The sequence below is a fragment of the Bradyrhizobium manausense genome, assembly GCF_001440035.1.
GTDB classification, from domain to species: domain Bacteria; phylum Pseudomonadota; class Alphaproteobacteria; order Rhizobiales; family Xanthobacteraceae; genus Bradyrhizobium; species Bradyrhizobium manausense.
Genome location: NZ_LJYG01000032.1, coordinates 37,038 through 55,200, shown reverse-complemented (window position 1 = coordinate 55,200; position 18,163 = coordinate 37,038). Strand labels below are relative to the sequence as shown.

At 58.3% G+C, this 18,163-nt stretch carries 17 protein-coding genes and 2 pseudogenes; 12 read left to right on the top strand and 7 right to left on the bottom strand.

What is annotated here, in order from left to right:
- Window positions 1-121: 121 nt before the first annotated feature.
- Window positions 122-1,057 carry a non-homologous end joining protein Ku gene (ku, locus tag AOQ71_RS07205; protein WP_057743755.1) on the top strand — a complete coding sequence of 312 codons (936 nt, stop codon included), beginning with the start codon at window positions 122-124 and terminating at the stop codon, window positions 1,055-1,057.
- 8 nt (window positions 1,058-1,065) lie between these two features.
- Here ku and AOQ71_RS07200 read toward each other — a convergent pair whose 3' ends face one another.
- A complete protein-coding gene (locus AOQ71_RS07200; protein ID WP_057743753.1) occupies window positions 1,066-1,302 on the bottom strand; it encodes a helix-turn-helix domain-containing protein in 237 nt (78 codons plus the stop codon).
- 164 nt (window positions 1,303-1,466) lie between these two features.
- On the opposite strand from AOQ71_RS07200, the gene AOQ71_RS07195 reads away from it, so the two are divergent.
- Window positions 1,467-1,856, top strand: a complete 390-nt coding sequence (locus AOQ71_RS07195; protein ID WP_057743751.1) for a hypothetical protein — start codon at window positions 1,467-1,469, stop codon at window positions 1,854-1,856.
- A gap of 243 nt (window positions 1,857-2,099) precedes the next feature.
- Here AOQ71_RS07195 and AOQ71_RS07190 read toward each other — a convergent pair.
- The 3 genes and pseudogenes from AOQ71_RS07190 to AOQ71_RS07180 all read right to left on the bottom strand — a co-directional run.
- Window positions 2,100-2,512 (bottom strand): annotated as a pseudogene (locus tag AOQ71_RS07190) (ArdC-like ssDNA-binding domain-containing protein); the annotation flags it as partial.
- A gap of 203 nt (window positions 2,513-2,715) precedes the next feature.
- Complete coding sequence (locus AOQ71_RS07185) at window positions 2,716-3,777, bottom strand: DUF3800 domain-containing protein (RefSeq protein WP_057743748.1); 1,062 nt, start codon at window positions 3,775-3,777, stop codon at window positions 2,716-2,718.
- Between the two features lie 168 nt (window positions 3,778-3,945).
- Window positions 3,946-4,452, bottom strand: a complete 507-nt coding sequence (locus AOQ71_RS07180) for an SOS response-associated peptidase family protein (RefSeq protein ID WP_057743745.1) — start codon at window positions 4,450-4,452, stop codon at window positions 3,946-3,948.
- A 59-nt stretch (window positions 4,453-4,511) separates the two neighbouring features.
- Here AOQ71_RS07180 and AOQ71_RS07175 point away from each other — a divergent pair, with 59 nt between their 5' ends.
- The 3 genes from AOQ71_RS07175 to AOQ71_RS07165 all read left to right on the top strand — a co-directional run bounded on the left by AOQ71_RS07175 (window position 4,512) and on the right by AOQ71_RS07165 (window position 6,901).
- Window positions 4,512-5,102, top strand: a complete 591-nt coding sequence (locus AOQ71_RS07175; protein WP_057743742.1) for an SOS response-associated peptidase — start codon at window positions 4,512-4,514, stop codon at window positions 5,100-5,102.
- A gap of 161 nt (window positions 5,103-5,263) precedes the next feature.
- On the top strand, window positions 5,264-5,779 hold the full coding sequence (locus AOQ71_RS07170; protein ID WP_245316771.1) for a hypothetical protein: 516 nt from the start codon (window positions 5,264-5,266) through the stop codon (window positions 5,777-5,779).
- A gap of 6 nt (window positions 5,780-5,785) precedes the next feature.
- Window positions 5,786-6,901, top strand: coding sequence for a hypothetical protein (locus AOQ71_RS07165; RefSeq protein WP_057743736.1), 1,116 nt, complete (start codon window positions 5,786-5,788; stop codon window positions 6,899-6,901).
- Window positions 6,902-6,912: 11 nt separating this feature from the next.
- Here the strand turns inward: AOQ71_RS07165 and AOQ71_RS07160 are convergent, their stop codons facing one another.
- Window positions 6,913-7,704 carry a DUF5677 domain-containing protein gene (locus tag AOQ71_RS07160; RefSeq protein ID WP_057743733.1) on the bottom strand — a complete coding sequence of 264 codons (792 nt, stop codon included), beginning with the start codon at window positions 7,702-7,704 and terminating at the stop codon, window positions 6,913-6,915.
- A gap of 161 nt (window positions 7,705-7,865) precedes the next feature.
- Here AOQ71_RS07160 and AOQ71_RS07155 point away from each other — a divergent pair, with 161 nt between their 5' ends.
- The 6 genes from AOQ71_RS07155 to AOQ71_RS07130 all read left to right on the top strand — a co-directional run bounded on the left by AOQ71_RS07155 (window position 7,866) and on the right by AOQ71_RS07130 (window position 13,023).
- Window positions 7,866-8,378, top strand: a complete 513-nt coding sequence (locus AOQ71_RS07155) for a hypothetical protein (protein WP_245316770.1) — start codon at window positions 7,866-7,868, stop codon at window positions 8,376-8,378.
- The gene (locus tag AOQ71_RS07150) at window positions 8,375-9,064 is read left to right on the top strand and encodes a hypothetical protein (RefSeq protein ID WP_057743727.1); all 690 of its coding nucleotides are present in this window, start codon (window positions 8,375-8,377) and stop codon (window positions 9,062-9,064) included. The genes AOQ71_RS07155 and AOQ71_RS07150 overlap by 4 nt, the downstream gene beginning before the upstream one ends.
- A gap of 59 nt (window positions 9,065-9,123) precedes the next feature.
- Window positions 9,124-10,023: a bacteriophage abortive infection AbiH family protein gene (locus AOQ71_RS07145; RefSeq protein WP_057743724.1), complete on the top strand. Its 900-nt coding sequence runs from the start codon at window positions 9,124-9,126 to the stop codon at window positions 10,021-10,023.
- Window positions 10,024-10,068: 45 nt separating this feature from the next.
- The gene (locus AOQ71_RS07140) at window positions 10,069-11,067 is read left to right on the top strand and encodes a restriction endonuclease (RefSeq protein WP_057743721.1); all 999 of its coding nucleotides are present in this window, start codon (window positions 10,069-10,071) and stop codon (window positions 11,065-11,067) included.
- Window positions 11,057-11,782 carry an AbiV family abortive infection protein gene (locus AOQ71_RS07135; RefSeq protein ID WP_245316769.1) on the top strand — a complete coding sequence of 242 codons (726 nt, stop codon included), beginning with the start codon at window positions 11,057-11,059 and terminating at the stop codon, window positions 11,780-11,782. Before AOQ71_RS07140 ends, AOQ71_RS07135 begins: the two co-directional genes overlap by 11 nt.
- Before the next feature lie 134 nt (window positions 11,783-11,916).
- A complete protein-coding gene (locus tag AOQ71_RS07130; protein ID WP_162268330.1) occupies window positions 11,917-13,023 on the top strand; it encodes a restriction endonuclease in 1,107 nt (368 codons plus the stop codon).
- Between the two features lie 117 nt (window positions 13,024-13,140).
- Here AOQ71_RS07130 and AOQ71_RS07125 read toward each other — a convergent pair whose 3' ends face one another.
- Together AOQ71_RS07125 and AOQ71_RS42795 are read right to left on the bottom strand one after the other, a co-directional pair.
- Window positions 13,141-15,177: an ATP-binding protein gene (locus tag AOQ71_RS07125; protein WP_083514022.1), complete on the bottom strand. Its 2,037-nt coding sequence runs from the start codon at window positions 15,175-15,177 to the stop codon at window positions 13,141-13,143.
- Window positions 15,178-15,334: 157 nt separating this feature from the next.
- Window positions 15,335-16,752 (bottom strand): annotated as a pseudogene (locus AOQ71_RS42795) (helix-hairpin-helix domain-containing protein); the annotation flags it as partial.
- A gap of 635 nt (window positions 16,753-17,387) precedes the next feature.
- Between AOQ71_RS42795 and AOQ71_RS07105 the strand changes: the two are divergent.
- The gene (locus tag AOQ71_RS07105) at window positions 17,388-18,158 is read left to right on the top strand and encodes a hypothetical protein (RefSeq protein ID WP_145669962.1); all 771 of its coding nucleotides are present in this window, start codon (window positions 17,388-17,390) and stop codon (window positions 18,156-18,158) included.
- The last annotated feature ends 5 nt before the right edge of the window (window positions 18,159-18,163 follow it).

Here is an 18,163-nt window from a genome sequence, read left to right as displayed (position 1 = left end):
AGAGAACAAAAGTCGAGTCCGACGAATGGAGGCTGGCCGAATTATTTGGCCCTGACATTGTCGGAACCAGCCGCTTTCGATCGTCTTGAGTCCGAGCCGTCCAACATGGAGTTCTGCGTACATGGCCCCCCGTGCCAATTGGAAAGGCTTCCTGCGTCTGTCCCTCGTGACTTGTCCGGTGGCGCTGTACCCAGCGACTTCAGAGTCCGAGAAAATCTCCTTCAATCAGCTCAATCGGCAGACGGGCCACCGCATCAAGTACATCAAGGTGGATCAGGACACTGGCGACGAGGTGCCCAACGAGGACATCGTCAAGGGCTATGAACTGGAGAAGGGGCAGTTCATCGAGGTGACGAAGGAAGAGCTCGAAGAGATCGCGTTGGAATCGACCCGCACGATCGAAATCGACGAGTTCGTCGGCAAGTCAGAGATCGATCCGCGCTACCTGATCCGACCCTACTACCTTCGCCCGGAGGGCAAGGTCGGCCACGACGCCTTCGCGGTGATCCGCGAGACCATCCGTGAAATGAACAAGGTTGCCATCGGCCGCGTCGTACTGACCAGTCGCGAGCACATCATTGCACTTGAGCCGATGGACAAGGGGCTGGTGGGAACGTTGCTGCGCTACCCCTATGAGGTCCGCAGCGAGCAGGAGTACTTTGACGAGATCCAGGACGTCAAAATCACGAAAGACATGCTGGATCTTGCCAAGCACATCGTGAACCAGAAGACAGGCACATTCGATCCCAAGAAGTTTGAGGACCACTACGAAGGCGCACTGGTTGAACTGATCAACCAGAAGCGGGCCGGCAAGATGATCCGCCCCAAAGAGCGGCCAAAGGGTGAGAACGTCGTCGATCTGATGGAGGCGCTACGACAGAGCGTCGGGAGAGAGAAGGGGACGGTGACTGCAAGTACACCGAAGAAGTCGGCCAAGAAGCCGCGCAAGGCTGCAAGCGGTCAGAAAGAGATGTTGATGCCTATTGCCGGCAAGAAGCAGGCAAAGGAGATAGGTGCGAAAAAGCAGCCGGCGAAGTCGCAGCGTCGATCTGCTTAGCTTTCCCGCTAACGTTTATTGAGTTTCCGCACGACTTCGGCGGGGTCAAAACCAATGGCTCGACCCAACTCGATCAGCTCAACGACGTCTATTCGACGTTGCCCAGATTCAAGATGGGTTACCCAGGATTGGTAGACCCCAAGTTTATCTGCGAGATCAATCTGGCGGAGTCCCGCACCCTTTCTCAGCTCAACCAACATTGCGGCGAGCTTCTTTTGAATGGGCGAGGTAACCGTCTTGGGCATCTGGCCTCCGAAAGGGGGCCAGACACATAGAACGACTTTTCAGATACCGATAAATTAGGTATTTCTGGAGGGGAAACTCACGTTGATGGGGTAAGGTATTGGCTCTTTCTGCTCGGTGGGGAATCGAACCTTTTGCCGAACGCGTCTGCCCAGGAAATGCGCGAATGGCGGATGATCTTTATCGGCTTGGATACAGGGTCAGTGAGACCGGGACCGTCGTTGCGGCGATTGAAATCCCCGCTCGGCTGCTAGAAGAAGCAATTTCATCTAACTTGACGTCGTCATGCAGACTTACCCCGGAGGGCAATCTGATCTCTGAATTATCGTTTGAATACGGCAACGCTCCGGCCGGAATATCGATCTCCCCAATGCCGCTCGACCAACTCATCCGAGCTACTTTAAATCCGCAGAATCTACATATGGAGGAAGCAACAATCGCGGACTTGAGAGCTATGCTTCAGAAACTGGAAGAATCGACCAGGGCTGTAAGAGACACGTTGGCTCGCTATGTTCGTGAAGAGGACTCGAAGTACGGCGTAAGTGCGGTCAAGTAGTGACCTGCTCTCGCTAACTGGTCAGAAGCAACCCTTCGCTTTAGCAATCGAGCTCGGCCGCCAAGCCTGAGCACAACTATCTGGACGGCAAGCCGCGACGGTTCCCAATGTGTCGACCGGGTATACGCTTTCACACTCAATCGGCATATCGGCTTTCTGAGAACAGACGACGCGGGCAACTGGACGCCCGTCATGCAGGTTGGCGACGAGGTAAAACTGGCCAGCGAATGTGGTCGAACTGGGCGCATCGGAGACCGTAAAGCGCTTGAGGAGCGGAATGGCCTGGGCATCCTCACCGGTTTCGCGGGCATGCCTCTTCTCGTCGTCGGGAACGAAACGGTGTAGACAACGGTCGTGCCACATTCGCCCTTGCGAACATTGCCGCCGAGGGCGAGCGCTTGGCGGAAGGTGAGCCAGCTCTGGCCGGGATAGCCGTGCTCGATCACGGCGCCCCAGAGGATCAGGACGTTGATCCCCGAGTAACTGCGCCCCGTCGAGGCATTGCGCGGCATGGCGAGCGGCGCCTTGGCCGCCTTGGTGCCCCAGGGTTGAACCCAGGGCAACCGGTCGTCTTCCAGCTCGGCGATGATCTTGTTGGTGATGTCGTCATAGAGGCTCGCCCGATCGGGGGCAGCCCGGCGCTGATGCTTGGTCATCGCGGGTCTCCGCGACGGGCGCCGGAAGCCTTTCTCCCAGCCCTCAACCCGTGACGGCAATCCGGTCCGCGCTCTTCCTCTCAAGCGGGGGCGTTGCGGGGCGGCAGGTCCCGCAGAAGGGGTCGAGCGAGACCGCAGGGCTCGGGCGCAGGGGAAGGCTTTCCCCCGTTCTCGATTCAGGTGCAGATCAACGATCCGTTGGTTCAGTTTTCTCGCGGGCCAGAGAAGTTTGCGGCCAAATAGTCGATCAGCTCGGCCGCCTGCGTGCCTTGCCTGAAACGCCGCTGTTCCTCGAAGTCAACCGAGGGGATCAAATGGATGAACTGATCGTCTCGGTAGAGTGACATCACCGCCTCGGGATCGAGCCCACCCGACCGCAGGCCCGTCATATTGTTTGCTGCTTCGATTGCGGCGCCAATCATGACATCGGCCAGTTGCACCGCGGGGCTCGTTTTGGAATCGACCTGCGTGACTTCGGAGAGCTTGAGGGGGAATTTCAGGGTCGCGATTTCGGTTTGGCGGAACTCGATAGCCTGGTCGTGATCGATGAAGCGTTGCATGAGGTCGTGGTAGGTAAGCAGGTTCTTCGACTGGTCGTGCTCGACGCGATACGGCCCGTCCGCCATCACCTCCATCCGGCTGATGAGCGACTGCAGCACCACCAGCGCAGCGTCCGTGTTCACACCGGGCGTTGCGATCGCCGAAAGGCATTCGGGGGCGGCGTACTGGGCAAGCGGTCCGAGCGCCTCGGGAAATTCACGCCACCGTGTCGCGCGCGTGGCGGTGACGAGCGCCTTGAGCGCGTCTGGCGTCTTCTCCTTGGCGGCGTGTTGGAACGCGGCGAGCATGGTGTCGAACGCCGCCTGCCCAAGAAGTGTAGGCCCCGCCATGGTGAGCAGCGACGCCATCGCGTAGTTCTGCCCGTTTTCGTAAAAGTTGAGGCCCCGTTCGTAGTAAAAGGGCTCGACAGCATAGTCGACGAACATGAGGACAAGCAGAAAGCGCTTGTCGCAGACATAGGTGACGCTCTTGTAGTTGGTGAGAAGATCACGCTGTAGAGCAAGTAGCCCCTGATGATTGGCAGAGCGGCGCGACAGCGATCGAAATTTGAGCTCCGGCGCCTGGAGCCGCGGGAAGTGTTCCTTGATGAGGCGTGCGGCATCCTCGTCGCTGATGGCAATCGCGGACGCGCCCTGGAAACGCTGGTCGGCATTCAGGAGATCGAAGCCCGTATATCCGCTTTCATCGATGCGAAAGCATTCCATATCTGCGCTTGCTGGCAAAGTCGGCACGTCTTTCGTGTCTGGTAAAAGGGGATCCTCTCGGGCTTTCGTCTAAGCTATGCCTTCTCGTGGCCCAAATCGATGGACGGGTTTCGGTGCAAGGTCAATTATGTCGGCGGTAAACAGCGAATGCACGACATCGGAGACAATTCAGAGAGCGAATGCCGCGTGGGCGTGAAAATCTCTAAGGCGTGAGACACGGAAGTTGCCGCGCGGCTGAGGCACCAGAAGTTTGTCTTCTAGCACGGTCATGTCGAGCCAGGCCATCCGCTGGTCGCGGCGCAGCACTGCCATCTGCCGATCATGGTAGGCTTCGACGTCTTCGTTGGCTGCCGTCGTGAGGATCGCGTAGGACTCGGGCCAATCCCGCGTCGCTTGTCGCCAGATGCCCGCGAAATAGAAAAAGTCGTCACTCTCCAGTTCAAAGCTGTAGTTCTTTCCGTGACTGCGATGACGGAATTCAGATGCCGGCACCAGGCATCGATGATTTGGAAAAAAGCGGCCTTCCGCGCGCACGACCGTAAATGGTCTGCCGCCGCTCTCGCGGGGCTGCAGGCCCCAGTTCAGTTCCACCATCTCAACATCCTGGCCGACACGCCGTATGATGACGCGGCGTTCGTCGAGCGATGTTTCGGAATCGAAAACCGTTGCGCTCATAGTCCGCGAACATAACAAGAACACGGTCGCAGCGCAATGGCGATCGGGACGGAGGAGCGATGTGCAACGATTACCGACTGAACGTGGACGTGGCGTCTATCATGGAGGACTTCGCCGACCTTAAGATCAAGATCCGCTTCGGGGAGGGCACGCCGAACATCGAGGCGCGCGACGACATCAAGATCACGGACATGGCTCCGATCATCCGCACGATCGAGGGGATGCGCGGCGAAAGGGACCTGGTGCAGCGGCGCTGGAGCTGGCCGGCCCAGAACAAGCGGCCAGTCTATAACTTTCGTTCGGAGGGACGTGAGTTCTCCTCGAACCGCTGCCTGATCGTGGCAGACGGGTTCTACGAGTTCACCGATCCGGCCGAGAAGGGAAAGAAGCGCAGGGACAAGTGGCTTTTCACCAAGCGCGACGAGCCGATCTTCTGCATCGCCGGCATCTGGCGTGAAACGAAGGACGTCGGCGAGGCCTTCACCATGCTGACGATGGAGCCGGGGCCAGACATCGCGCCCTATCACGATCGGCAAATCGTCATCCTCCGGCGCGACGCCTGGGCCGACTGGCTTGACCCCTCCGTCCCGGCGCAGTCGCTGATCCGTCCATTGGCGGCAGGCACGCTCCAGGTGGAACAGGTAGGATGAGTGGACGCAGGAATGAGGGGGCGGAAGGCGTGAGGTCGGAAGATGAGATACAGGCAAGGTTCGAGGAAGCTCGGAAGTTGGGAAGCGTGGGCTCCTCCGAGTGGCAATCCTATACGTGGAAGAACGAGCTGGCGGAGCAGCGCCGCAGAATAATTCTGCATTTGGACGAGGCGCTCGCGGAGGCGGACACCGAGCATAATCCCTATCACATGCTGGAACGGGCGGTTGGCGTTGCCGCGGTGTGCATGCGGCGGCTGATCGAATGTCGTTTGGTGACGGATCGATTTCGCGAGACGCCGCTCGAGGTACACGAGATCGCCGTCAGAAAAGATGTCGAGTGGCGTGAACCGTTCGTCAGCCGCACCTCGAGCGAAATCTTCAATAACTATGACATGACGGCGCGGCGACGCGAGAATCGAACGCCAAAAGTGATCTCCGACAAGATGTTGCACGCCCGTGTCATCGGCGTTCTTTCCGGAAGCGCCTATCTGCCGGACGGGTTGCTGATCGCGTCGGATACCCAGAGCAAGACGCAGCTCTTTCATTTCTCGCCGCCCGAGATCGCTCGGATCTTCGATGCGTTCCTGGAAGATGAGGTCCGGCGGACTTACGACGGATATATGGATCAGGACGGCAATGTCTCGGGGACCCGGAAAGTGTTCGCGATCAGGGAATAGGCGGCATTGGGGGAAGGATTTCTGGGGGAGATCGACGAATATTTCGAGAAGCTCAGTGACTTAGCCAAGATCGCCAAGGAGGCGAACATCGCGGTCCATGAGTTGGTGGAAAGTCCGGGCCCGCATGCAGCGATGGTTGCTCCGGTGCTCGCGTTTCGCGAAAGCATTTTGACGTCCGAGGACGAGAACGGGCTGAGCGGCTATTTGGTGATCGGCTTCTTTGCAGGTCGAACGCGTCGAGAGCGACTTGCGGCCTTTGCGATGACGTTCGAGGTCGAGCACGAATGGAATCGTCGCGAGGTCAAGAGACTGTGTGCGCGCTATGACAGTGGCCAGCATCTCTTTAAGAGCGTCCCTGGGCTTTTTGGCAAGATCCGACGACGGGCGAACGGGAGGCAGGATTTCGAGCTGATTGATGTCAGCGCAGTGAGTTCAGTCGGTGGCAGTGAGATCTATCGGGCTGAAAGCGGATTTACGAAACTCTGCCCGTACCTCAGCCCGGGTATCGTAAACTGGGCGCAGAATGAATGGCCAACGGCGCCGGCCTTTGTTCGGCTCGACGCAGGATATTATTCTGCGACACAGCCGCTGCAGTTGTTGACCGAAGCGACGCTGGTGCCTGCAAATCCGCGATGGCTGGAAGACTTCAGCCTCCGCAAAGGCATGAAGGATTTCGCTGCGTACCATCTGTTGGACCGTCCGGCATCCGAGGGACATGCGGAATACTGGGACTATCATGTAAAGAAGGTGCGCCGGCTTGAGGTTCATGTTGAACGCCGTGAGGACGACTACCTGACGATGATGATCGAGGAACTGCCGCGGCCGGATGATCCCAGCGGCTTGATGATCGCCCGATGCATCCATCTCGACACCCGCGACCCCGCGCTGACCCCGCTTGGCAAGGTAGAAATGCAGCACCTCGACTTGGCCATCAATGTCTACGAGGGAGAAGACCGGGAGAGGCGTTTCGCTCAGATGCTGCAGAACGGCAAAGTCCAGGATGCGAGCTTTCGGACGCACCTGTTCCGTATTGAGCGGACCCCGTTTGTGTCGCTATTCAGCTTTTGCGGCATGTTTTTGAAATCGCAAGTCCTGTCAGCGAGTGGCTCAATGAGCTCGTGAGGACGTAGGCTTCATTGCTGCGTTGGTCCGGTGTCCAAGATTGGGGCCTCGGGCGAGCCGTGTCCATCGCGCGCCAGGGCTCGGTATCGCTGCAACAGCGCCTGAAACTCATCCCAGAGGTCGGTCTTTTCCTTGATCTTCATGATGTGAAGCGTCGCGATCGTCATGGAGATGCCGAGCTCTGTCACGGTTACCTGGAAGTCGATGTCATCGAGCTCAGGGTTGATGATCAGAACCGCCAGGCCGGTCGTCTCGTTCGCGATATAGTGCCGGTTTAGCGCCGTCAGGCTGACATGCGCGGCGTCCCCGGAAATGTCTCGATAACTGCGGTAAAGACGATCGAAATCGCTGCCCTGAAGGAGCGTGCCGAGCTGGATCGCCTTTGCGCCCTGGAGCCCTTGTGCGACAAATTCCTCGAGCTGCTGCCTCACATCTTCCGTGCCATTGAAGGTTTTCGCACCAAGATGCAAAGCCGCGCGCGATTGCCGGCTCTTGAAGTCGTCATCCTTCATGCGCGCGACGAAGGCAGGGTTTCGGTCCAGCGCGATGAGGTACATCGTCGCCTCTATGACACCACGCGACTGAATGCGAAAATCGAGCTGCCGGTCGCTTTCGAGGAGGAGCAGGGCACCTTCGAACAGCGTCAGAGCGCGGGCATAGAGCGCCGCCTTTATCGCCACAAGCTCGCGTTCTTCCTCTGACGAAACATCGACGGGATCCTCGGCGGCAAAGCGGCGCGCCGCGTCCACATAGTCGCGCATCCAGGCGACCCACTCCGATGAACGTGAATGATCTTCAGTCATGGGAATCAGTCCGGGTCAACGAGACGCGTCGCGTCCGACTGTCCGATGATCGCGGCAGTCCGGTGCGCGGCGGTGGCGATTTTCGCGTCCGTGCCGCCGATTTCGGTGTTCACGTCGGAGCCCCCGATTTTCTTTGAAGTAATTCATGATAAATGGGTGGTATGGGAGATGATTTGCAAGCAATACTTTCAGTATTCGCGGCCGCGGTGCGTGCACTGCTGCAGGACAAGGATCTTGCTTATGCCGATCCGGCCGAACGCGCGCTTGTCGCTCGAATCCGGGATCTCCTGCACGGCCAGTATGCCGGTTGGTCGATCGATCTCGAATGGAATCGCCGAGAGGATGTCATCAAACGTCTTCGGTACGGTCTCAGCGACGATGAGCTGATTGGCAAGGACGCGATCGTGCCTGACCTGATCGTGCATCGGGTCGGAAAGAGGGAGAACTTGCTGGTCGTCGAGGTCAAGAAGTCGACGAACAAGGACTACGAAGGGGACATCTGGAAGCTCAAGGGCCTGACCGAGCAAGCTGGACCCTATGGCTATTTGGTCGGCCTTCATCTGGTGATCGACGTGAAGGCAGGGAATGCCCCCCGTTGCGAGGTCTATGTTGACGCCGAACTGGATGAAGAGTTGACGGAATGGATGCATCTGGAGCTGGAGGGAGCAGATTGACCGCAGACCCGGCCGAGATCGTCAAGCTGGTCGGACGATTCACCGGCCCGGACCTGACACGAACGCTATCGCGCATCGAAGGCGCGGTTCGTGGTGTTACGGCAGGAGACTGCACGGGCTTCCTCGAAAGTGCAGGGGCCGGCCGCGACGTTCTCGCGGCGGCTGCCGAGATGAAGCGGTTGGCCGGCCAAATCAACGTCACGATCCACGCGCTCGGCATTCTCATGTGTCTGCCGCACATTCTCGAGCCGGGGGAGCGGGTCGAATCTGTATCGCTCGGCGCCGGAAACACGGGCCGCGACTTCGATCTTGAGACCAATGTTCGGGTTGCCGAATTCAAGTTCATCCGGTGGCGGGGCGGCGCGGAAACGATCCGCCAGAATTCCGTTTTCAAGGATTATCTGCTGCTTGCAGAGCATCCGACAGCGAAGCGTAAGCACCTCTATCTGCTCGGGACCGAGCATGCGATCAGGTTCTTGCGAGGTGGTCGGGCCATGTCGAGCGTGCTGAGCAGAAACAGCAAGCTGCAGAAAATGTTCGCGGATCGGTTCGGCGAGAGATTTCGAACGGTCGGCGACTACTACGCGGCCCACTCCAACGCGGTGCAGATCGATGATGTCTCGCCATGGCTTTCGGAATTGGCCGAAGAGCTGATCGCGGAGGTGGACATGGACACGGATGACTGAGGGGCGGCGGGCATGGGCAACTCCTATCGTCAACCTTGAACTGCGGAAGAATGGGTCCGATGGCGAAGACTCTCTACATCATTGGAAATGGCTTCGATCTCCACCACGGCATTCCGTCGTCATATAAAGCGTTCGGTGAATATCTTCGAAAGCACGACTCCAAGACCTATGAGGTGGTCGCGAAATACTTCGCCATGGACGCGCAGTTTTGGGCTGAGTTTGAGGATCGGCTGGCCTCATTCGACAGTGAATCACTGATCGAGGACGCCTCAAATTTCCTCGTGGGGTATGGGGCGGAGGATTGGAGCGACGCGTACCACCACGATTATCAATACGAGATCGAACAGGCGGTCGAGGCGATCTCGACGACGCTGCGCTTGCGGTTTGCCGAATGGATTCGCCAACTTCCCATTCCGCCCGCTTCGGATATCGTCGACCGGCGCGTCCCGGTCGACCCCTCCGCGGTCTTCCTGAACTTCAACTACACCCCGTCATTGCAGCGGCTGTACGGGGTCTCTGACGCCAACATACTCCATATTCATGGCGCCGCCGCGAACCCGACGGACACCCTTATTCTGGGTCATGGGTGGGAACCGGATCCAAGTCCCGACCCTTACCGCTTTGAACGAGATCCGGAGGACGCGGACATCCGCGTCATCGAAGGGCAGCGACTTGTCGACGACTACTTCAAGGACACGTTCAAGCCGACGTCAAAAGTCATTGAAAACAATGCTTCCTTCTTCGCCGGCCTTTCGGACGTGGATCGGATCTTTGTGATGGGACACTCGGTGTCCGACGTCGATCACCCGTACTTTCACGAGGTGATCGCCAATATCGACGTTGATCGGGTTCGGTGGAAGATCAGCTACTACGGTGATCTCGACGGTTTGCGCGAGCGCATGGTGGCGCTGGGCGTGCCATCTCATTTGGTCGAATATGCTCTGCTGAGTGAGTTTTGAAGTGCCCGGACCGGTTGGAGAGATCGAAGAGGAACAGATAGGGTAATGCGCGCTGCGGCCAAAATTTCGAATGAAGAATATTCTCGCATCATCGCCGATATTGCCCGGCTCGAAGTCGGATCAGCGCCATCACCGATGGAGGCTGACCGGATTTTGGGAGGTGTATTGAGACCGATCCTCCGGGTCGAAGGGTTTTACCTGCAGGCGACATCCACACACAGGGACGAAGGGATCGACTTCGTGGGTGTCCGCGGCGATCCAGCGCTCGGATCGGCGGAAAGCCTCGGGGTAGTAGCCAAGTTTTACTCACGAGCACGAAAGGTCGCGGTTGAGCAGGTCAGGGAGCTAATCGGGGCTGGCTTGGCGAAGGGGATAGGTCGAGTGATCCTCGTCAGCAATTGCGCCTTCACGACAGCGGCCAGGGCCACGATCGAGCATGACCTCCCACTGTCGGTCGAACTGAAAGCGCTTGAGGATCTGCGCAGCTGGTTGGAGCTCGTACGGGAAGCTGAGCCCGATGCGGAGACAGAGGTGCGGGTCATTCTGCGCGAACTCAGCGAGCGTTTCGCCCGGCTCATCGCGCGAGACCCGGGCGCCTTAGCCCATTTGGAATGGCGGGATGTCGAGCGCACCGTTGCTGAGGTCTTCGATGGGCTTGGCTTTCGGGTGACGCTCACCCCCGGGTCGAAGGACGGCGGTAAAGACGTCATCCTCGAATGTGAAGTCGCCGGAAAGCAGGCGACCTACTATGTGGAGATCAAGCATTGGCGGTCCTCAACAAAGGTGGGTGCCGACGCGGTCGCGAAGCTCTTGAAGGTCATTGTCACCGAAAAGAAGGCAGGTGGCCTGTTTCTGTCGACCTATGGATTTACCGAGAATGCGCTCGAGCAGCTCACCACGATTGAGCGAGAGAAATTGAGGTTCGGGGATCAGGAGAAGATCGTCACTCTTTGCCGGACATATGTGAAGGCTAAGTCTGGGATTTGGTCGCCGCCGGACAATCTAACTGAAGTCCTTTTCGATGGAGATGCGGGTGGCCGATAGCAAGGCGGATGAGAATGAAGCGTCCTTGGACGTTCTGCTCCAGGGCGCAGAGAAGACCTTCACCAATGCGGAACAGCTTTTCTTTGAGGCGGAGCTGCTGGCGAAAGCCGGTGCGGTGGCCCGCGCCCTTTGCCTGCACCAGATTTCGCTGGAGGAGTGTTCGAAGGTGAACACTCTCGGAGTGTGGGCCGTCAGTCTTATTCTTGACCTTGAAGTCAATCAGAAGAAAGTGTTGGCCGCGTTTGCGCGCCATTCCTCGAAGAACAAATCGAATGCCTACATGCTCGAGCCTTCCGAAGATGAACTGGCAGCGCGAGCGCGAGGCGATTGGGACGCCGCGAGGGAGGCGTTCAGGAAAACGCAAGATGATTTCCACGACGGTTCAAACCGAAATAAGAACGCTTCCTTCTATGTGGATTGGTTGGATGGCGAGTTCGTGGCGCCAAGCGAGCGCATTACGAAGAAAATGCTTGAAGAAATAACTGAGAGAAACGCCGAGTTTCTTGGTTATGCGCACAATTCATTGAAGATGCTGAGAACTTTGACGGCGTCACCGGACGTCATTCGCGACCTGCTTTCTGGTTTTGTGGCAGAATCGGAACGGCTGAGGGCGGAAGAGCCGGACAACCTCGAGGAGGCGATGGAGACAATGTTGTCGGCCTTCTTGGAGGCAGGTAAGGCGAAGTTAGGGGACCGGGCTAAAACGACGTCGTAGTATCACCGCTATAGCGGGCGAAGGGGAGGCGCATGCCTACGCCGAGTACAGCAAATAATTCCATCATGACGGCTCTCGAGCAATTCGAGGCGACGGAAGCCAATCTTATCAAGCTCGAACGGCTCTGGGATGAGATGGCCGAGATGATCCCGACCGGTGTCACTTTCGGTGAAAACGTCGAATATGAGGATCGCGCGCGCTCTTTCGACATTCTCCTCGCGAGCCTTCCGAAAATCGGGGGATGGAAGCCGACGGCGACACCTCCGGATCTCGACGGCCTCGCGCAGAGCCGGTTAGACGCGATGGAGATCGATGAGCCGAGCGCGCATGTATCCGTGGAACGCTGGATCGAGGAGCCCGGTCGTGAACTTCGAGAATATCGCTTCCGGCTCAACAACATGCGCAAGGCGCTTATTCGTGATGCGCTCGTCGGCCTGATCGACCAGATCGATGCGGACATCCGAACGGTTCGCGCGGGCGTAGGCCCGGATGCAGATCCGCGGCAGCAGATCGAACGAGACGTGTGGAACGCCATTCGTGAGCGCATGAAGCAAGTTGAGGTGCTGCTCGGCTCAAGCGTGAAGCCGGCGCGGTGGTCGGACATGATGCGGCATATGGATTTTGGATATGTCGGCGACCTTTATGACATAGAAGCGATGGATTGGCCGGACGTAAAGAATACCTTGCGGAAGGGACTTTACGGCGTCAACGAGGCGGTGCCTGTACAGGTCGAGGACCTGTCGGCCTTGGTCGCCGCGCGGCCGACTGGTCCGATCACGACGGCATTGGCCTGGTCTAAAATCGATGACCAGGCTTTCGAGCGCCTGATTTTCACGCTCATCAGCGACACGCCAGGCTACGAGAATCCAGAGTGGCTGATGCAGACGAGGGCGCCTGACAAAGGTAGGGATCTATCTGTGATGCGCGTGATCCAGGACGAGCTGTCGGGCACGCTGCGCCTTCGTGTCGTGATCCAGTGCAAGCATTGGACGAGTCGTAGCGTGAGCCTCTCCGAGGTCTCGTCGACGAAGGATCAAATGGCGCTTTGGCCCAATCCGCGGGTCGATGTGCTGATCATAGCAACCAGCGGGCGGTTCACCGCTGATGCCGTGACTTGGATCGAGCAGCACAATGCGAATGGGGCGTCGCCGCGCATCGAGATGTGGCCCGAGAGCCATCTCGAACGTCTCCTCGCCGCTCGGCCTGCAATCATCGCCGAGTTTGGCCTGCGGGGACACTGATCGGCCGTTGAGCGGTAACTAGCGCGGATTGCGATTAAATGCTGCGGGCTGGTGAAAGCAGCCCGGCTGCTGCGGTTGAGGTGCCGTCTGGCTTGATGCATCAGCCAGCGCAGGACATTAAGCAGGCATAGAATCTTCCGGGGCAGGAGTATCCGGCTGATCTTCGCTGGTCTCGGTGACTTCCTCGACAATCACGCCCTCGAGAAACTGGCTGTGCTTTTCCTGCAGGTATTTTATCGCGGCGCTTTCGTCAGCGGAATGCTGCAGATGTTCCTGGAAGAACTGTAGGCGAGCGCGGTTTTCTTCGATAAGTTCGCCCCACGTCTTGATTCCGATGATGTGTCTCGGCCCTTTTGCGATAAGGCGCCGCTCTCGATCCGGTCCACTTTCAATCTCGTGCTTGGCAAAATCGTCGTAGGCATTCGAAACGAGCCAGAAGTGCCAGCGGACTCCATCGACGGTCGAAAATCGCTCATCGGAGGTGACAGCGATCGCATACTGTTTTGCCTGTGTGATTTCCTTGGCGCCGATCTTCACCTTGGGAGCCTTGAGTTCGACGATCATGTGTTCGATGTCGTTGGCGCGATGTCGCCGGGTGGAGCGCGAGAACATCAGGTCGATGATCCCACGCGCCTTACCGATCACCTTTACAGGCTCGTCGATCGAGATGTCCGGATCAAGATAGTCGCGATGCTTCTCGAGGACACGGCGAAGATCCTTGTCGCTCACCCATAAATTATACTCTTCGCCGAAAACCCACGTATTTTCAGCGAGTATCTTGTGAAGCTGGGTGCGCTCCTTCAGACGCCCTTTGGTTTCGGGGTCAAAGACGATCGACTCCAGGGCTGAAATGAATTTGAGTCGGTCGGCGACCGTCTTGGCCGCAGTAATGATCGCGGAGAGGGTGGTCTCCTGGAGAAGGGAAGCAAGTTCCTTCTGCTTGCGAGCCGGAAGGTCCAGCACCTCCTTCAATATCAGCTGCAATTCCTCTGGTCCGCGCTCAATCGCGTTTCGAAGCATCCGAAGGTGTAACGCCTTCGCCTTTGCCGAGCTGATCCCGAGGTCAGGCGCGAGCTCTTGAACTTGGACCGCCACGATATCAAAGACCTGCCGTTCGACCTTTTCAACGGCGTTCTGTGGTGCGCCTCGATATGGATAGACGTCTTCGGCGATCCATTCATCGACGAGGGATCGAGCCTTTTCCGCCGCTTTGTCGCGGAAGTAGTCTTTGATCGCGGACCGCGCATTTTCCACCGCCACGGCGAGCAAAGGATCCATTTCCGAGAGCGCGACGCGTTCTTCGTTGTGCAGTTCCTCGACGTAGGTGGATTTCAGGTAGGCGGAGAAAGAAAAGCCGGGAATGTGAAAGCGCGTCTCAACCTGATCGAACGGAAATCCGCCCGCCGAGCACAGATACAACACGCGGCGCGCGTCCGTTCGCCATTCAATGACCTCGAGCTCGGCGCTGTGCTGGTCGCCTTCCGCCGTTTCGATTGGCGGAAGCGAAGCTTTATGGTGGCTGGCGATCACCTTCTCCGGATCGAGCCTCTGGCCGGCGACAGAGATAGATACCCCGCGATAATTCATGAGGTAGAGCGCGAAGATCTCGTTCAGGTCCTGAATGCCTTCGTCGCTCTCGAAGGTTCTGAAATCCCGCCGAAGGTCGTCGATCTCGACGATGACACCGGTTGAGCGATCAGGCGCGGGCACTTCCTCCGTGATGGTGACATCTGTAAGATCGGCTTCCAGGAGCCTGACCTCAAAAGCCTTTCGGCCTGATGCATCGTCGTAACACACTTTCCAGGTGGCGGACTGGCCGAGGGCGAATGCCTTGTAGCGCCCGCGCCCTTCTTGTCCGTGGATCATGCGATGATTGCGCTTGGTCTGACGAATTTGACGCTTCCACGATCCGCCGAGATTGCCGAAGAGCGCCCGCGCGTCTGTGCGCGAAAAGCCGTCGCCATTGTCGTAGACGACGATCTTGGACATTCCACCGGCTAGGTCGTTATGGACGAATTCCACCGAGACGTCGGTGGCGTCGCCGTCGAGGCTATTCCACAGCAATTCCGCGAGGGCAGGTACCGGCTTCGCTTTGGTCTGCCGCGCCAAAAAGTCATCTCGAACGGCAACGGAGACGTGTTCCTCGCCTGACATGTTCCCTCCGGCCCTGATGAGGGCCAACTTTACTTTCGATTCGACAATTTAGGGTGCCGAGACCGGCTGAAATCGACGGCAATTTTGTCTATCAAGCCCGGTTTCATGCCTTTCTGGCAAGAGGCAACTACGGTTTCTGCGACTTTCGACCGATGCGTCAATGGAAATTCCGTGTCTTTACCTTGATTGTGTCGATGTGCAGATCCGGACATGTAGATGTCGCGCGTGCGCAAACCCTTGGGCGGCAGGTCGCGCGGATCGGGGCCAGAGCTGCCGTTTCGGACCTGGTCGCCGCGGCCATGCGGAAGCGAAAATGCCGCGTCGCGGCTGCCTACGCTGGCGAGTTCGACCGAGAGATCGGTGATCCGCTGCGCGACCAGGTGAACGACATCGCCCTCGCGCTGAATGCGGCCGCACACGGCCATCATGCTGGCTGACAGGACGGCGCGCCGGTTCGCTTCGAACACCTTTGCCCAGACGACGAGATTGGCGATGCCTGTCTCGTCTTCCAATGTGATGACATGACGCCCTTGGCGCTGCTAGGGCGCTGGCGCACGAGGACGATGTCCGCGGCCTCCAGCCAACGTCCGTCGCGAGCAGCCATAGCCTCGGCGCAGGTGACGATGCGCCGGCGCCGGAGATCTTCGCGGAGGAAGCTGAGCGGGTGCGCTCTGAGCGTCAGTCCGACATGTCCGTAGTCCTCGACGACTTCGCTGCCCGCCGTCATCGGTCGCAAAGCGACCGCCGGCTCGTTCACCTCGGGCACGATCTCGGCTTCCCGCGCAGACTCGGCCGTGAAGAGTGGCAGCGCTTCGTCCCGGAGGGCTTTGATTGCCCACAGAGCGTCGCGGCGGGCGAGGCGCAGGTCCGACGGAAGGCGTCGGCCTCGGCCAGTTGAACCAACGCGGCTGACGGCACGCCGGCGCGCCGCCAGAGATCATTGATCGAGGAGAGGGGCTGGTCTGCCCGCGCGGCGACGATAGCGGCGCCGTGAGCGTTGGCGATTCCTTTGACCATGCGCAGGCCGAGGCGCACAGCGAACTGGCTATCGTCGTTCGTCGGCTCCAGGGTACAGTCCCAGCGCAAGGCATTGGCGCAGACGGGCCGAACATCGACACCGTGAGCGATAGCATCCCTGACGATCTGGGCTGGCGCGTAGAAGCCAAGGGTTGTGCATTCAGGAGCGCCGCGCAGAAGATGTCGGGATGCCAGCATTTGAGCCAGGCGCTGGCATAGGCGATCAGCGCAAAAGAGGCTGCGTTCGATTCCGGAAATCTGTAGGAGCCGAAGCCTTCGAGCTGGCGGAAGGTGGTCGGCGAAATCGCGCTCATAGCCGTTATCGACCATGCCCTGGATCAGCTTCTCCCTGAAGCTGGAAACACCGCCAGTGGATTTGAACGTGGCCATCGAACTTTCGCAGCAGGTCGGCATCGCCGGGGATGAAGCCTGCGCACTCGATCGCGACGCGCAGGGCCTGATCCTGGAAAACGGCACGCCGAGCGTCTTGCCGAGCACTTTCTCTAGCTCGGGTTTCGGGAAGACGACAGGCTCCAATCCGTCGCGGCGACGAAGATACCCAGCGAATCCGTAGGTTCGGACGACTTTTCCAAATTTTGGACAGCGGTTTCGGTAGTCTCCGTAATGTCGTCGCTGATAACCGCATAACTATCTGAAATCGTTGATAGAAGGGCCGCTTACGGAGGCGGTGCGTTGCTGGTGCGTTGCGGTTTGATGCAATAACCATTGGTGTTGGAAGAAGCGGCAAAGAGGATTTTCCGAACTGCAAACCGCATGGGTTTAGTCGTGGTGCGTTGTTAGCGGTTGACGGCCGGGAAATGGTCTTACGCTACGAGCCGGGATGTCCCGGATGCTCACTTTCGGAGACGGGCATGGCTAAAGCCACGCAAAAGCATGAACCGACCCTAGCTAGGTTCGCGGTAGGTATGGGTGGAATCCTATCGCAGTCCGAGACCGTCGTTAGAGCCTTTGGCCGGGACAGGGGGTTTATCCTCATGCTCTTGGCTGTGCTGGCCGGAGTGTTGGTGCCTCTAGGCACGTTGCTCTTGATCGCCCATGGGATCGCCCGACATATCGGTTGAGTAGTGGGGATAGTGGGTAATGTATCCCCTTGATCGATCTGTTTCTAATAAGTTGTCATGGTGATTTGCTGCAGCCTCTAGGATCAGACGATGAAACCTCGGGAAGTCCGCTTGCGTGAATTTCTCAGCAACTCGAATATAGCCACCCCTAAAAGCCCGCCATGGGTCCATAGCGCGCCGTCCAGCAAGCTCATCAAGATCATTCAGGATGAGAAGCTTGTGGCGATGAAGTGCGATGTCTTCAAGGGCGAAAAGCTCTGCTATCTGTTCGTGGGGCGGGCCGCATACAAGGGCAGGGACGCGCTGAACCCGGAGGCCTGGCAACTTCCGTCGGTGTTCGTCATGAGGTTTGCGACACCGCCGCCCATCAAGCGTATCTATCCCTTCGACACCGGCGCCTTCGATCGTAACAGGATGCCATCGTATCTCACAGCCTTCGACATGCAGAATTTCGAGCTCGGGTCCGACGATGCTTTGATCGGTAGGCTCATCTCCCTGTATTTCGATACCCCACGGAGGTACGTGGATCGCAAATCGGTCGATGAGGACAAGATCAAGGAAGAGCACGTTCTCGACATGAGTCATGCCGAAATCCTAGCTCTTGGGAAGTTGTATCGAGAGGGCTCAACCAAGAACTACGATGACCGCGCCGCAGCCATTGAGGTGCAAGTCGGCGAGGACATTCCTCTCCGCAAGCAGGATCTGCTCGGTGTGGTGATCCCAGAGGAGTACATGCGCACAGATGGCGTGCGTGAGTCGCTGCTCAAGCTCACAAAGTACATCGAAACCTATCGGTTGTTGCCGCTCAGTCTCAGCCAGCATTACTCGTCGATCTACGACGCCGTCGAACGAATCTACAAGAAGGCCGGAGTGAACATTTGATACCC